Raw genomic sequence first — 14,627 nt, forward strand, 5'->3', positions numbered from 1 at the left:
TGTACTCTTAGCCATCCCGTGTGTCCTCTTTGTTTTTCATAATTTATTCCATGTTTGTGGGATAGGTAATCTGTTCTTTTGCCCGGTTTGTTATCTCCCGGATGAAATCGGTTTTTGCATCGGTGTAGCCGTCGCGATCGTGTTCGTATAGCTTTTGTAGTTTGACCTTTAACTCACCGTAGACCTTGGCCGTATCGGGATGGGCGAGGAGATAGTCGCGGAAATAAGGTTCGTCCCAATCACCGGAGTATCTTATGTGGAGATAGAAGGCTTGAGTTTTAAATCCTTCGGGCGTATATCCTTTCATAAACATCATGTGGGGAGGCGGGTTGTCGGGTTTGTGGCAATAGATGTAACCTGCTGACTCGATAGTCGGGATGAGGCGGACGGGATCGGTTTTCTGCTGTATCTCCAGCAAAATGTCGATCGTCGGTTTGGCTGTCAGACCGGGGACGGCAGTGCTTCCGATATGGTTGATACGGACGATGTTTTCCGCTCCGATGGTTTTTATGAGCAGCTCTTTTTCTGTTTTGTAACGTCCGGGCCACTCCGGGTTATGGGGCGACAGTATAATAGGGAACAGTTGCCAAAGTTCCTCATTGCTCATTTCGTTCAAGTCCTTTTTTTTCATGATGTTCGTTTTTGACAGGTTACTCCGGTTCGTCCGTATCCAGGCAAAAAGGATGGCCGGCGGGGTCGATCAATGTGCGGGAAGTTTTGAAATATTGCTCACCGGCAAGGCGTGCTCCCAGGCTGAGGGCGTGGCGGACGGCTTCTTCGAGGTTGTCCACATAGAAATCGAGGTGTAGCATTTGCCCCTGTTTCCCTGCCTGCCAGGGCCAGACGGGCGGTTCGTATTCTTCAATCTCCTGGAAGGCGATGACCATACCGGCGGGCGAAGTGATGGCTGACCAACCGTTTGCCTGCGGGTGTGTCCACTCCCAATTCAGAAGCTGACTGTAAAAACGTGCCATGATGCCTGCATCTTTGCAATCGATGACGACGTTGATTTTGCTGATTGTAGCTTTCTTTGTTTCCATGTTCCCAAAGATAGAATAAGTTTTTGATTTGTAAGAATGGAGAGGGATAATTCCGCTTTGTGGGAAGAAAGGGCTATCTTTGTGCGATAAAAATAAGCAGAAATTCCGATGTTTAAGAAACTTGTGGCGATAGAGCCTGTAAGCCTGATTCCATCAGCAGAAAAGAAATTGCAAGATTTTGCGAAAGAAGTTATTATGTACGACGATATACCATCCGGCGATGAGGAGGTGGCAAGCCGTATCGGGGATGCGGACGCTGTTTTGTTGAGTTACACCTCGCGGATTGGGAGGGCGGCACTGGAAAAGTGTCCGAACGTCCGGTATATCGGGATGTGTTGCTCGCTTTACTCGCCGGAAAGCGCGAATGTCGATATTCGCTATGCGAACGAACGGGGTATCGTTGTCACCGGTATCCGCGATTATGGCGATGAAGGGGTGGTGGAGTATGTCATCAGCGAACTGGTGCGTTGCCTGCATGGTTTTGAGCAGGAGGCGTGGGACGACATCCCCCGTGAGATTACCGGGATGAAAGTCGGTATCGTAGGACTGGGTAAGTCCGGTGGCATGATAGCGGATGCCTTGAAGTTCTTCGGGGCTGATGTTGCCTATTTCTCCCGGAGCGAGAAAGAGGCGGCACGCGGGAAGGGCTACCGTTTCCTGCCGCTTGGCGAACTGTTGTCGCAGAGTGAAGCCGTTTTCTGTTGCCTGAATAAGAACACTGTCCTGTTGCATGAAGCCGAATTCGGGCAGTTGGGCAATAAAAAGATACTGTTTAACACCGGTTTGTCTCCGGCCTGGGACGAGGCTCCCTTCATGAAATGGCTCGAAGGCGACAATCTCTGCTTCTGCGATACCGCCGGAGCATTGGGAGACAGCCACCTGCTGAACCATCCGCATGTACGTTGCATGCAAGTCTCGACAGGACGTACGCGCCAGGCTTTTGATCGTCTGAGCGAGAAAGTGTTGGCAAACCTTTCGGCCAATTGCAAATAAACAGAGTTGGAATAGGTAGCACGCGAATAATCACTGAAAAATATTAATTATCAGTGTTTTATCCGCGTGCTCTATATTTTTATATAGTTTTGACAACCTGGCAGGGATTCCCGACCGCCAGACTGTTGGAGGGTATTGACCGGGTGACAACGCTTCCGGCACCGATTACGCAGTTATCGCCGATAGTAACGCCGGGCAGTACGATTACTCCGCCACCAATCCAGACATCGTTTCCTATCGTAATAGGCAGCGCTCTTGTACGAAAGAACAGCTCTCCCGAGTTTTCATCCCAGTCTTCCACAAATCTCTCGGACGCACTTACCGGGTGGGTTGCAGTGTAGAGTTGCACGTTGGGAGCTATCAGGACGTTATTTCCTATCGTTATATAATTGTTGTCGAGGAAGGTACAGTTCATGTTGATAATCACTTTATCCCCGATAAAGATATGTTTGCCGCATTCGCAGTGGAAGTTTATATCGACTTTCGAGTGTTTTCCGACGCGACCGAATAGCTCATGCAGCAAAGCTGTCCTTGCTTTGCTGTCCGAAATGTCGGTCGAATTGAATTCCGCAAGCAACCGTTTGTTACGGACGATCATATCAAACACTTCTTTATCCAGGCGGTTGCAATATTCTCCCGACAGGAATTTCTGATAGTTGGTTTCCATAATGACTGTTTTTTCGGTAAGGATTGTTTATGAACCTTTTAAAAGACGATGGGTGAGGTGATGTTCAGCAGCGTATTCACTACCGACCAACCGGCTATCTCGGCTGTCGCACTGTAGACGTCGATTACGGCATGTACCTGGTCGTTCCTGATCTCTACCCGTTGTGTATCGCCCGTAAATCCGGGGGTGGACTGCATTGTGACCTGCATGTTCCCGGGGCCTACCGAAGCCCGTGAGGCGGCAACGGTGACATTGACCTTGGTTGGGAAGAGTTTGATGGCTTCTTTTGCACTTCCGGAGAAGACGGTACGTTGTTCCGTTTGCAGTGACTCGTCGTAGACGGGCGTGCCTTTCAGGGCGTTGGGGCCTTTCTCATTGAAAAACTTCGCGGTGGCGTTTCCCATCAGGGAAGCCGTCCGCAACACATCGAAACCGCCGGTTGCTCCGGAGGCCAGGTAGACGCGCGTACCGTGTGCCTTGGCTGTTTCCGAGACTTCGCGGTAGAAGTCGTCGTCGGCAAGCGCTCCGATAGAAAGGGTTACAATTGAAGTACCGTTTTTCAGGGTGGGGATAGCCAATTCCCTCATGGCGGCAGGGGAGGCAGCTTCCACCAGGTAATCGGGTTTCAGCGCCAGCAAATCCGCTATGGTTGTACACGCTAGGCAAGGTTTTCCCTGTTCCTGCATCCGGGCGGCCATGCTTTCGGCCTTCGATACCGTACGGGAATAGACACCAACTAAATCATATTCAGGCAAAATGCCTTTGATAACGGCTTCGGCGACGATACCGCCCAGCCGTCCGCATCCGACAATTACTAATTTCTTCATGATGGACAAAGGTACATTTTTTATAGTATCATCCGATATCTGACACCGGTTATAGTTTCTTGATAGAGAAAAACCTTAACTCGGTTACATTTACTCCATTTATAACGATTTTGTTTTTATCCGACAGATTAGATGTTGCTATTTCTTGTGTGAATTTTTCGTTTTCTTGTGCAGATAACTTCTTGCGAGCGATTAAGTCAATGACTCTTATGTGGAGAAATGAGTCACCTATGAGAAAGTTGCTGTCGTATAAAGTTTCTCCTATAACTCGTGCTACATTTCGGAATTCGTTAGTACAATTGGAGAGAATAGATTCGTCAAAATAATCTTCTTCCACTTCCTGGATTGCATTCTCTTTATTGATAATTCTTATTGGAGCATCCGATTGCGACCATTTTTCCCAAAGTAAAGCGTACTCTTTTTTTTGATCATCTGATATGTGCTTAATCTTATCATATAAAACAGCTATATTATCGATAGAACAACATGCTAGCGGCAATATAAACGGATTTTGTTCAAGATGAGGAAATAAAACCTTTATTTCAGTGGTGTCAGCTTCATATAACTGACCTTTGATTAGTGAGCAAGCCATATAAAAAAAGAGTCGTCCATCAACATCATTTCCATGCCAAACAACGATATTATCGTATTTATCGAAATCATATTTTATGAAGTCCTGTAAAGTTATCAGATGACTATCAGGAAAATGATGTTTCCCAATCAGTTTTTCAAGAGATTGTGATCGTTTTTTCAGTCCTTCATTATTTAAATCTTTAATGGGGGAAAGGGAAGCATGTTTAAGTGTATTTTCAAAAACTAAGACTTTGTCGTTGATGCCTGATCTTTTAAAAAATAACTTTATTGTACCTATTCCTGATGGTTCTGAAGCTATATGTAATGTTTTGTCCATGAAATCAGATAAGTTATATATTAATATTTACATATTGTAGTTGTCCGGTAGGCATGCTTTGCTGGTCATTCTCTTGTTTGTCAAGCAGTAAAACTAATATCGAGGAACATCTTTTATCTCCTCGTAATAGTTTTCGATGCCGATTTTCCGTATTTTTTCGTTGATGGAGATGAAACGTTTTTGCAAATGTTCGTCGAACCCGGTTTGTTCGCAGGGGAAAGAGGTACATTGAAAACAAAAATCGACACCCTTCTCACGGAAACAATCCCTGACATGGCAACTTTTGAACAGGGCACATGCCTGTTCGCGGCAGCCGTTGCATTTGGCTTCCGAGAAATAATGCAGCATCATTTTGAAACTCTGGTAGTTTTCGAAGACTGGTTCGTCGAGCATGGTGACGAAGCGTTGGGCGTAAACATCGAAGTCTCCCAGGCTTTTGGCAAGTTCGGTGCTGTGTCTCTGTATGTTGCCACCGTTGAAAGCAAAGCAACCTCCGCAGTGAAGTCCGCAAGGGGCGATGTGTTTTTTTATGATTCCGTTAGGTTCCATATATGTTTATTTTAATCCTTTCTTGAAAAGTATCATTGACAAGGCATCCTTCACTTGTTCTTTTTCGGTGATGACAACGCTCATGGGGATGAGTTTTCCACTAGGTTTCGCCCGGTAGAATTCCTCTTTGATGCTTTCCGTAATTTCCATGTCAGCGATACGGTCCAGATGCTTTTCGGTGAAGTAGGAGGTGGTTCTGAAGTAGTTCTGGTAAACAACCAGCCACGCGAGGTTTTTCTTCTTCGACAGGACTTTGCATAACCAGACCTTTCCGTCGTTGTAATAGTTCCATTCGAGTGTCAGACCGGCGGCTTCGGCCGATGCGCTGAATGTTTCGAATGCAGGGAAACTAGCCTCCAGAACGTCGGCAAGTACTTCATTAGTGGGGAAGATGTTTTTGTCTTTTAAAATAGGAAGTTCCATAATGTTGTGTATTTCAGTGTGAAAAATAAAGTTTATTTTGTAGGTATATCTTGCAAATCAAAGAGTCAATACCTTTTCTCCGTTTTTGAGATATTCGGTTAGCGGAGCTCCCATATATCTGACGGTAACTCCCAGTTTCTCAATTACAGGTTTCACTCCGAACCTTTCGCAGCAGTCCTGGCAGGCTTCGACGGTGACACCCGTTTGAAGCATTTCCAGAATTTCCGTTTGAACCTGTGTGTCCTGGGCGGCTAACTTTACGGAAGCTCCCCAAAGAATCACATTCACTTCCTGCCACCAGCCTCTCTTTTTGGAGTTGAGGGTGTACATGGCTAACATATTGAATATGGTGTCTTTATTGTCGGTTGTCCAGAGAATGTTTAATTTGTCGTTCATGGTAAGATGATTTATTATAGGCTTATCCCTGTTCGCAAATGTATATAAAAGAAATAGAACTAAATATTACTTGATGGATAATCTCTGTTTTTTATTAGAGTTATTTCTGAATATTGGAAAAATGTTTTGATATTTGGAAAATAGTGGGTAGCTTTGTCGCAAAGAAGTAATCATGAGAATAATCACATTTGCTACTCTGAGGGAATATTCTAAGAAGCATGCTGACGCAGATGTTCCTTTGAGAGATTGGTACAAAAAGACGGAAAAGAGTGACTGGTCATGCCTGGCAGATATAAAGCAAACGTTCAATAGTGTTGATTATGTGGGTAATGACAGGTTTGTTTTCAATATTAAGGGCAATGAGTATAGATTGGTTGCGATAATCTTGTTTGCCGCCAGGAAGGTTTTCATCCGCTTTATCGGCACACATAAAGAATACGATAAAATAGATTGTTCCAAAATTTAGGATTTTGTATTCGTGAGACACACGTATAAACTGTAAGTAAATTATGGCAAAGATAAAAGATAAAAAACAGTACGATGCGGCCTGTGCAAGAATTGAAGAATTGCTGAAAGTTGTAAGTAATAACACTCCTACGGATGACAAGAATTACCTTGAGTTGGATTTGCTGTCTGATTTAGTCGCTGATTATGAAGAAGAACATTTTCCTGTGGAAACTCCGTTGCTGGTGGACGTTCTTAAACTTCGTATGTATGAAATGAATCTTACTCAAACTAAGCTCTCGGAACTGTTGAGCGTGAGTCCTTCCCGGGTTAGTGAGTATCTTTCCGGTAAATGCGAACCTACGTTGAAAGTTGCCAGAGACATAAGCCGGAAGCTGAATATTGATGCTAATATTGTTTTGGGGGTATAGCTTTTATTATAAGTGTGGAAATAAAATCAGTATTGTAGTTAATTATCCTCCCCCTCCTGACATACTGTTGTCACCCCCGCCCCATACCTTTGCCCCATAGTTCGAGTATAAACATTAAAAAGCTACGAAGATGGAATTAAAATTGTATTATTTAGGAGAGGTTTCCGGGATGACGAAAGAGCAGGTGGAAGAAGCGGAAAAGTTTATCAAGGGATTTGAATACGGCATCATCGCCACCTGCAATGCCGAGACAGGCCCGCGTCTTTCGGCCTTGAACAACCTAGCTGGACAAACATTGCAGCAACTCCATTTCGCGACAGAAGCCACCACGCAGAAATTAGCGAACCTCCGTCAGGATCCGCGCTGCGAAGTGATGTACGCTACGTTGGAAGGCGGCCAGATGCAGATTGCGGGTAAGGCCGAGATTGTCACCGACGTGGAATTGAAGCGCGAACTTTGGCAAGACTGGATGAACGAATACTCCCCCGAAGGCCCTACCGGCGACGGCATTTGCATCATCCGCCTGGTCCCCCAATCAATCCGGGTGATGATTTGCTAATCGTTCGACAGATAACCGGAAAGTTGATATCTTTGTAAAAAATCAATCGAAGAAGCGCGTACAATGAACCGTCTGGAACGAATATCCGCTATCCTGGTCAAGCTGCAATCCCGCCCTGTTGTCACGGCAAGCGAGATTGCAGAGCAGTTCGGAGTAAGTCTCCGGACGGTCTATCGCGACATACGTGCGCTTGAAGAGTCCGGCATCCCTGTCGGTGGCGAGGCCGGGGTAGGGTATTCGCTGGTGGACGGTTTCAAGTTGCCGCCCCTGATGTTCAATACCGAGGAGGCTCTCTCTTTCCTGGTGGCGGAGAAACTTGTCAGCCATCAGACCGACGGCGATACCTACGGACTGTTCCGCAGTGGCATGGATAAGATACGTGCAGTACTGAAAACAGCCGAAAAAGATATCCTTCACCATTTCGACCAGTACATCCGGATTTCGGGGAGTTACAGCGCACCGCCTGCCATCCCCGGAAATGTCCTTCAGCCGCTTCTGAAAGGCTTGTTGAATAAGAAGCAATTACTGATGACCTACCGTGCCGGCTATAACCACCAGGTCACCGAACGGACGGTCGAGCCTCAGGGCATGTTTTTCTCGAGAGGCATCTGGTATGTCCTCGCCTGGTGCAAGTTGAGGAGGGATTACCGTACTTTCCACCTGGGAAGGATTGTCCATCTATCTTTGACCGAAAACGATTTTGAGGAAGCACATCCTCCGCTGAACGAACTGATAGAACAAGTCTATTATTCCGAAGTCGATATCGAGGTGAAACTTCGTGTCCACCGCGATGTCGCACGCGATACGGAAGTCTCCAAGTACACTTACGGACTTTACGACGAGCAACCCGACGGAGAGTATTACCTCCAGAAATACCAGACCTATTCGCTCGAAGCATTCGGTCGCTGGTATCTCTCCATTGCCGACCGCTCCGAGATTATCGGGCCGCCCGAACTCAAAACGGTCGTCAGGGAGTTGATTGCGAAAATCAAGCTGTAACGCCGTCCTTCCGGCGATTTACTGCCCGGCAGTCTGCCGGTTCGTCAGTATCTCGTCCATGTTTCCGACTGCCCAATTTACAAGGGCTTCGATATGTGGCATCAGAGTTGTGCCCAGTTCCGTGAGGCAGTATTCCACGCGGGGCGGCACTTCGGGGTATACTTTGCGGTGCACCAGGCCGTCGGCCTCCAAAGTCCGGAGCGTGACGGTCAGCATCCGCTGTGAAATATCGTCGATGGTCTTGTGAATGTCGCTGAAACGCATCGTGCCGTTCACGCTCAAAGTAGTCAGGACAAGCATCGACCATTTGTCGCCCAGCCGGCTGAGTACGTCCCTTACCGGACAATTTCCTGTGGGGTGAAAATTTTTCATTTTTTTCCTTTTTCTATCAAACTGAAATTCAATAATAGTTACCTCTGTGTAAGTAGCTTATCCCGGAGTGCGTTCTTGTTTGTTTCGCACGGAACGTCTACATTTGCTGCACAAAGGTAATAAACTTACAAAAGGTAACTATTGTTTCACTTAATAATTACAATTATGTCAAAAAGAGTAGCAGTTTTAGCAGTAAATCCGGTAAACGGATCAGGTTTGTTCCAGTATCTGGAAGCATTTTTTGAAAATGGAATTTCTTATAAGGTATTTGCTGTTGCCGAAACGACAGAGATTAAGACTAATTCGGGTATTAAGCTGACGGTGGACGATGTGGTAGCCAACCTGAAAGGGCATGAGGACGAGTTCGACGCTTTAGTGTTCGGTTGCGGGGATGCCGTTCCTGTGTTCAGCGAAAACGCCGGAAAGCAGTACAACCAGGATATGCTGGCTGTCATCAAAGTTTTTGGTGATAAAGGAAAGATGATGATAGGCCATTGTGCAGCTGCGTTGATGTTTGAAATTGCAGGTGTTGCGAAAGGCAAGAAAGTAGCCGTACATCCGCTGGCAAAACCCGCCATCCAATCCGGACTGGCCACCGACGAAAAATCTGAAATAGACGGAAACTTCTACACCGCCCAGTGCGAAAATGCCATCTGGACGATGCTGCCGAAGGTGGTTGAGGCACTGAAATAAGAATAGTTTTTATATTGTCCCTCAATTTGGGGGACAATTCTGTTTCTTTCCGAACCGAAACCCTCTCTCCGCAATATACACCCCGCTCAGGATAAACACTGAACCGATCAGGGCAACGACCGTGATGATTTCATCAATCACGATGGCCGAAGTGATCAGCGTCACCAGCGGAACGATATAGATATAATTTGCCGTACGGAACGGTCCCAGCTCTTTTACCGCCGTGTTCCACATGATGTAGCAAAGCATCGATGCTATCACTCCCAGAAACAGCAGGTTAGCTGCCACGATCGGGTTGAAGAGGATCGTGGTATCCGTATTCAACGGATGAATCAGAAACATCGGCGTCAGCGTGACAAGCCCGTAGAAAAACACTTTCCGCGTAATCAGCAATGTCGGATAACGGTTCCCCATCTGTTTCAGTATCAGGCAGTAAAACGCCCACATCAATGCAGCAATTAGCGTAAGCATATCTCCCAGCGGATTGATTTTCAGCAGGAAACTACCATTGAACACCACAAACGCTACGCCGATCAAGGCCATGACCGAGCCATATATCAGGTTTGACTTTATCTTTTCCTGCCGATAGAAAAGCAACGAAAGAAATGCCGTCAGGATAGGAGCTGTACAGATAATCAGCGACACATTCGAGGCCAGCGTGATGCCTAAAGCCGTGTTTTCAGTAATAAAATAGATTGATCCCCCACAAAGTCCGGCGGCAACGAACATAAGCTCGTCTTTCTTACTCCGGGCAAACAACACCTTCGGCGAGATAAACCAGATACATATATAAGCCAGCGCGAAACGGTAAAAGAGGATGTCGACCGGCGAAAGCCCGTGGTGGATCAGTACTTTTGTCGATACGAATGTAGTACCCCAGATAATAACCGTTATGATCGCGATCAGGTGATACCAGTAAGTTAGATTTGTTTTTGCCATGTTGTCGGTAAATTTCTATTAATAATTCAGGAAAATCGTACTGCAAATATATGTATTTAGTAAATCAGTTCTGATGATTTGTTGAAAATAAGGAATTATTCCTATATTTGGTGTGAATACAGGACGTTGTATGTTTTAGGAATAACTTTGATAACGAAAATAGGAAAAAATACTATGGCTTTACTGGATCAGATTGATATTAAGATTTTACAAGCGTTGCAGAATAATGCAAAAGTGAACATGAAAGAGTTGTCGGCGGAACTGAATATCTCGAAAACTCCTGTTTACGAACGGGTGAAGCGGCTGGAGGAAGAGGGGTATATCAGGAATTATGTTGCGCTGGTGGATAATAAGAAGGTAGGACTTCCGCTGGTGGTCTTCTGCAACGTTTCGCTGGCGGTGCACAACGATGAGCATATCCAACGTTTCAAAGCAGAGATACAAGAGATTGATGAGGTGATGGAATGTTATTCGATCGGCGGTATCTATGATTTTTTTCTAAAGGTAGTTGTTAAAGACCTGGCCGCATACGACCAGTTTGTCTTTAATAAGCTAACCAAAGTAAATGGCATCGTAAAGATGCAGAGTTCCTTCGTGTTGAACGAGATCAAGCATACGACCGCCCTGAAGGTTGTGCCGGGGGAGTGACATTGATAATTTGATGTTTTTACCAAGAAAAGAGTTTAAATAGAATCCATGATAGCATAACTATGGCTATGATAGCAGCTAAAGCAAATAGTTTTATTCGTGAAATGTAGATTTGTTCGTTTCTTTCACGTTCTTTCAATTGTTGGTTGATCTTTTCATATTCTTCGACACTGATGTCTGGGATATGGGAAGAATATTTGGTACGCATATCTTTTCCCTTCCCGCGAAGCTGGCTGAGCTTTTCGCGATCTTCCTTATTTCTTCGTATCATATCGAAAACATGGCCGGCAAAACTCATAAGCTTATAATTAGGGATGAATATTCAACTGTATAACAAAGAACGGAAAAAAATAGCTCAAGACCATAAATGTTATGCAAATTATTGTGTATTTATTCGTAATTGACAAAATGTAATAGAATATACTACTTGTTAAGCATAAAGACTTTATTATTCGATTATTTGTGACGAGTGCGCTGGTTTAAATCTATCTTACAGAATGCTTGTGGATACAAAAATTAACAGCTGCTTCCCGATAAATGCTTTTTCATTTCGTTTTAAAGGAATTTGAACTTCGTTTAAAACGAACAAAAAACTTGTTTAAAACGAAATGGAGGTTTGTTTTAAATAGGATAATGGTTAATAAGTGTTTAATCAAGTCTTCCTGAAAGTAGTTTTGTGCTAAAATCGTATGTTGAATAACATTTTTATTTTCTGTAGCATAGTAAATAAGCATTGCAAATAGATTGACAAATTTGCTTCGTATGGGAGATCTTATTGCTTGAGTGATTCGTTCTATTCTTTTTTAGTCTTATAATGTCACTTTATTGGGCTTTATCTGAATGAAGTGTTATTTGTTAAGTCGCGGACAGTTGCATGAAAAAAGACAGGTACTGATTAGGTCTACGTACAGCTCCTTTAAGAATGGGGTGAATTGACAGTTTGCTAAATACAGGAAGGCTGTTAAGAGATGGCAAAGAAACTGGGACAGGTCGCCGGGCAGTATGAATAAAACAAGTTAAACGCCTGATATGTTACTTATATATACAGGTCTTTATCTGTAGGAAGTAATTACTGTTTAATTATCTGATGATGATGAAAATGCGGCTTAGTCCTGCTTCTTATATAGTCTTTCTTGTTATGCTGTTTGTCTTTTCTGCGGATATGACGGCCTCTGTCTTACCACGGGTGGGCGAAGGTGATTCTCTTGTCCGAAAATCCATTTACCCTCCTTCTGCCACGCGCAAAAGCGATTTGTATAATAAACTGTGGGGCGAGCATTACCGCACACTTTATTCTCTCCCTATTACCGTTCCCGCCGTTACCTTGCAATCGCTGTGGGGAGGGGTGAAGGTGGTTGAACAGGCTGCCGATTTTCAAGGATTATTGCTTGAAAACAACCAGCAACAACTCTGTCTTTTGAAACCGTTAGGCGGATATACCACATTTATCGAGTCGAAATTCTTCCAGGAAGTCTATAACAAGAAGGTATTTAAAAATACTTACCTGGATCAGTTTATCGGGGATGCCTATACGATAATCAATCCCTATACCTTTATTTCCGCCGATTATCTGGCACGCTCGTCGGGGTTGAGTTCAAACAATTCGCGGATATTTTACCTGCCGGAACATTCGACCCGCGATACGGTTGCCAACGGGACGTCTATCGAAAATAAGTTGGTTAGTGTTATTGATGTACCGGATTTCAATACCCGTCCGAATATTCTCCTGACGGAAGAATTGTTGGATACCCTGCAGGCCAACAAGAATTTTCAGGTAGATCAGGTGCTTTATATCCGTGAACGCCTGCTGGATATGCTGATAGGCGACTGGAATAAAATACCTGAAAACTGGAACTGGCTGGGCCGCTCCGAAGGAGACAGCATCCTCTATGCCCCGATAGTCATAGACCGTAACCACGCTTTTACGAAGGTAGACGGTGTTTTGTTCAAACAAATGCTCCGTGTGCTGAGATTGGGTTTCATCGTCAATTACGACGCTTCCCCGAAAAGTGTCCGGAAAGAGAATACGTTGGGCTTTGCTTTGGATATGGCGTTGACTTCCCAAAGCGACGTTTCCGTATGGACCGGACAGGCGCGATTTATCCGGCAGACGCTTACCGACTCTATCATCGACAAGGCTTTTTCAAGGCTTCCCAAAGGAATAGAAGACAAAGAAATTAAACGGATTACCCGGATAATAAAGGAAAGGCGGGAGAAGCTGGAGGTGATAGCAAAAAATTATTTTGCTTCGTTGCAACAAACTCCGGTGCTGACGGGAACCAACCGTTCAGACCGTTTCGTGATCGACCGCCATAACCCGGACAGTCTGTTCATACAGATGTACGACCAGCAGACCGGGCAACGGGTGTTCGACCGGAAATACAGCCGGAAAAAGACAAAAGAGATCTGGCTCTACGGCCTGGAGGGTGACGACCGTTTCGAAGTAAGTGGCAGGGTAAACAAGGAGGTGCCTGTTTTCCTGATTGCCGGGAAAGGAAAGAATACCTACCGGATGGAACCGGGTCACCACATACGTGTTTATGAATATGAGTCGGGGAAGGCAGTCCTCGATACCGTGCCCCATGTCAAAAAGGTATTTTCGGATATCCCTGAGATTCATCAGTACGATTATAATAAGATAAAGCATCATAAGATGTCTTTCACTCCCTGGGGAATTTACGACTCGGACAAGGGATTCAGTCTCGGAACCTTCTTTACCTATACGATGTATGGTTTCAAGCGTTCACCCTTTACCTACCAGCACCGTATCGGGTACAACTATATACAAGGCTTTGTCTATCAGGGAATTTTTCCGTCTTATGACGGAAAGAAATCGTTTAATATAGATGCAACGATCAGCTCGCGGAGGAACTTTTACAATTTCTTCGGCTTCGGAAACAATACGGACGGCTATAAGGATGCGAAGAAGAATTACAACCGCCTGCATATCCGCCAGTTCAAATTATCCCCTTCCTTCCATCTGGATTTCAGCGAAAAGGAGAGGTTGGTCTTGCAAGCCTCCTGGGAAATGTTTAAAGCCAAGGAGACCAACGACCGTTTCATTAATCAGTTTTATCCCGAGGATCATCGTATCTTCAAAACCAACCTGTTTATCGACCTCGGACTTTCCTTCCATACGGAAAAAGAGATCTGTTCCTTCATCCCCAAACTGGGAGGAACGCTTACCGGAGGTTGGAAGATGAACCTGAAAGATGCAAGCCGTAATTTCCCTTACGCCGAAGCATCGGTGGAGCTGGATGTAAAGATAACCGACCGCCTTACCTGGGCTACGATGGCGAAAACCCAGCAGCTTTTCAATAATAAGTATGAGTTTTACCAGGCAGCATCCACCGAATTGCGTGGTTACAGGGACAACCGTTTCATCGGAAAGCAATCTTTTTACCAGTATTCGGACATTCGGCTGGACATGGGGAAGTTGAAGAATCCGTTTACCCCGCTGAAGTATGGTGTCTTCGCCGGTTTCGATTACGGGCGTGTCTGGTTTCCCGGAGAGCAATCCAAAAGATGGCATACGTCCTACGGGGGAGGTATCTGGCTGACGTTGATTAATAAGATTACGACGAAATATTCCTGCTTCGGCTCAACCGACAGTTTCCGTTTTATGTTTGAGTTGGGGCTGGGTTTCTGATCTTTCCGGATTGTTTTTCCGGAGATATGCCTAAACAAACCCATTTGCCGGTTGTTTATTAAATAGTACATAAAATTAAAACAACTTA

At 45.0% G+C, this 14,627-nt stretch carries 19 protein-coding genes; 8 read left to right on the forward strand and 11 right to left on the reverse strand.

What is annotated here, in order from left to right; all coding sequences use genetic code 11:
- Positions 1-43 precede the first annotated feature (43 nt).
- Positions 44-631 (reverse strand): GrpB family protein, encoded by a 588-nt coding sequence (locus K6V26_RS06070; RefSeq protein ID WP_224264839.1) that lies wholly within the window; start codon positions 629-631, stop codon positions 44-46.
- Positions 632-650: 19 nt separating this feature from the next.
- Positions 651-1,040, reverse strand: coding sequence for a VOC family protein (locus K6V26_RS06075; RefSeq protein ID WP_122327885.1), 390 nt, complete (start codon positions 1,038-1,040; stop codon positions 651-653).
- Positions 1,041-1,148: 108 nt separating this feature from the next.
- Between K6V26_RS06075 and K6V26_RS06080 the strand changes: the two genes are divergently transcribed.
- Positions 1,149-2,033, forward strand: coding sequence for an NAD(P)-dependent oxidoreductase (locus K6V26_RS06080; RefSeq protein WP_224264840.1), 885 nt, complete (start codon positions 1,149-1,151; stop codon positions 2,031-2,033).
- Positions 2,034-2,112: 79 nt separating this feature from the next.
- On the opposite strand, the gene K6V26_RS06085 is transcribed toward K6V26_RS06080, so the two are convergent.
- The 6 genes from K6V26_RS06085 to K6V26_RS06110 form a co-directional block, all read right to left on the reverse strand.
- Positions 2,113-2,700 carry a sugar O-acetyltransferase gene (locus K6V26_RS06085; RefSeq protein WP_224264841.1) on the reverse strand — a complete coding sequence of 196 codons (588 nt, stop codon included), beginning with the start codon at positions 2,698-2,700 and terminating at the stop codon, positions 2,113-2,115.
- Between the two features lie 38 nt (positions 2,701-2,738).
- Positions 2,739-3,527 (reverse strand): aspartate dehydrogenase domain-containing protein, encoded by a 789-nt coding sequence (locus K6V26_RS06090; protein WP_224264842.1) that lies wholly within the window; start codon positions 3,525-3,527, stop codon positions 2,739-2,741.
- 49 nt (positions 3,528-3,576) lie between these two features.
- Positions 3,577-4,437, reverse strand: coding sequence for a DUF3658 domain-containing protein (locus K6V26_RS06095; RefSeq protein ID WP_007653092.1), 861 nt, complete (start codon positions 4,435-4,437; stop codon positions 3,577-3,579).
- A 93-nt stretch (positions 4,438-4,530) separates the two neighbouring features.
- Positions 4,531-4,986, reverse strand: a complete 456-nt coding sequence (locus K6V26_RS06100; protein ID WP_224264843.1) for a DUF3795 domain-containing protein — start codon at positions 4,984-4,986, stop codon at positions 4,531-4,533.
- Positions 4,987-4,992: 6 nt separating this feature from the next.
- Complete coding sequence (locus K6V26_RS06105) at positions 4,993-5,409, reverse strand: DUF3788 family protein (RefSeq protein ID WP_224264844.1); 417 nt, start codon at positions 5,407-5,409, stop codon at positions 4,993-4,995.
- 57 nt (positions 5,410-5,466) lie between these two features.
- Positions 5,467-5,805 (reverse strand): DsrE family protein, encoded by a 339-nt coding sequence (locus K6V26_RS06110; RefSeq protein WP_007653099.1) that lies wholly within the window; start codon positions 5,803-5,805, stop codon positions 5,467-5,469.
- Between the two features lie 172 nt (positions 5,806-5,977).
- Between K6V26_RS06110 and K6V26_RS06115 the strand changes: the two genes are divergently transcribed.
- The 4 genes from K6V26_RS06115 (at position 5,978) to K6V26_RS06130 (ending at position 8,238) form a co-directional block, all read left to right on the forward strand.
- A complete protein-coding gene (locus K6V26_RS06115) occupies positions 5,978-6,271 on the forward strand; it encodes a type II toxin-antitoxin system HigB family toxin (protein ID WP_007653100.1) in 294 nt (97 codons plus the stop codon).
- A 43-nt stretch (positions 6,272-6,314) separates the two neighbouring features.
- Entirely contained in the window at positions 6,315-6,680 is a 366-nt protein-coding gene (locus K6V26_RS06120; protein ID WP_007653102.1) for a helix-turn-helix domain-containing protein, read from the forward strand.
- 130 nt (positions 6,681-6,810) lie between these two features.
- On the forward strand, positions 6,811-7,239 hold the full coding sequence (locus K6V26_RS06125) for a pyridoxamine 5'-phosphate oxidase family protein (protein WP_224264845.1): 429 nt from the start codon (positions 6,811-6,813) through the stop codon (positions 7,237-7,239).
- A gap of 63 nt (positions 7,240-7,302) precedes the next feature.
- Positions 7,303-8,238 (forward strand): helix-turn-helix transcriptional regulator, encoded by a 936-nt coding sequence (locus tag K6V26_RS06130; RefSeq protein ID WP_007653107.1) that lies wholly within the window; start codon positions 7,303-7,305, stop codon positions 8,236-8,238.
- Positions 8,239-8,256: 18 nt separating this feature from the next.
- Here the strand turns inward: K6V26_RS06130 and K6V26_RS06135 are convergent, their stop codons facing one another.
- Positions 8,257-8,610: a winged helix-turn-helix transcriptional regulator gene (locus K6V26_RS06135; RefSeq protein ID WP_007653108.1), complete on the reverse strand. Its 354-nt coding sequence runs from the start codon at positions 8,608-8,610 to the stop codon at positions 8,257-8,259.
- A gap of 165 nt (positions 8,611-8,775) precedes the next feature.
- Here K6V26_RS06135 and K6V26_RS06140 point away from each other — a divergent pair, with 165 nt between their 5' ends.
- A complete protein-coding gene (locus K6V26_RS06140) occupies positions 8,776-9,303 on the forward strand; it encodes a DJ-1/PfpI family protein (RefSeq protein WP_224264846.1) in 528 nt (175 codons plus the stop codon).
- A 21-nt stretch (positions 9,304-9,324) separates the two neighbouring features.
- Here the strand turns inward: K6V26_RS06140 and K6V26_RS06145 are convergent, their stop codons facing one another.
- The gene (locus K6V26_RS06145) at positions 9,325-10,242 is read right to left on the reverse strand and encodes a DMT family transporter (protein WP_224264847.1); all 918 of its coding nucleotides are present in this window, start codon (positions 10,240-10,242) and stop codon (positions 9,325-9,327) included.
- Positions 10,243-10,416: 174 nt separating this feature from the next.
- Here K6V26_RS06145 and K6V26_RS06150 point away from each other — a divergent pair, with 174 nt between their 5' ends.
- Entirely contained in the window at positions 10,417-10,890 is a 474-nt protein-coding gene (locus tag K6V26_RS06150) for an Lrp/AsnC family transcriptional regulator (RefSeq protein ID WP_007653114.1), read from the forward strand.
- A gap of 19 nt (positions 10,891-10,909) precedes the next feature.
- Here K6V26_RS06150 and K6V26_RS06155 read toward each other — a convergent pair whose 3' ends face one another.
- The gene (locus K6V26_RS06155) at positions 10,910-11,161 is read right to left on the reverse strand and encodes a hypothetical protein (RefSeq protein ID WP_224264848.1); all 252 of its coding nucleotides are present in this window, start codon (positions 11,159-11,161) and stop codon (positions 10,910-10,912) included.
- Positions 11,162-11,977: 816 nt separating this feature from the next.
- Between K6V26_RS06155 and K6V26_RS06160 the strand changes: the two genes are divergently transcribed.
- Positions 11,978-14,539, forward strand: coding sequence for a hypothetical protein (locus K6V26_RS06160; protein ID WP_224264849.1), 2,562 nt, complete (start codon positions 11,978-11,980; stop codon positions 14,537-14,539).
- The last annotated feature ends 88 nt before the right edge of the window (positions 14,540-14,627 follow it).

It is taken from the genome of Parabacteroides goldsteinii (genome assembly GCF_020091425.1).
In the GTDB taxonomy this organism is placed as follows: domain Bacteria; phylum Bacteroidota; class Bacteroidia; order Bacteroidales; family Tannerellaceae; genus Parabacteroides; species Parabacteroides goldsteinii.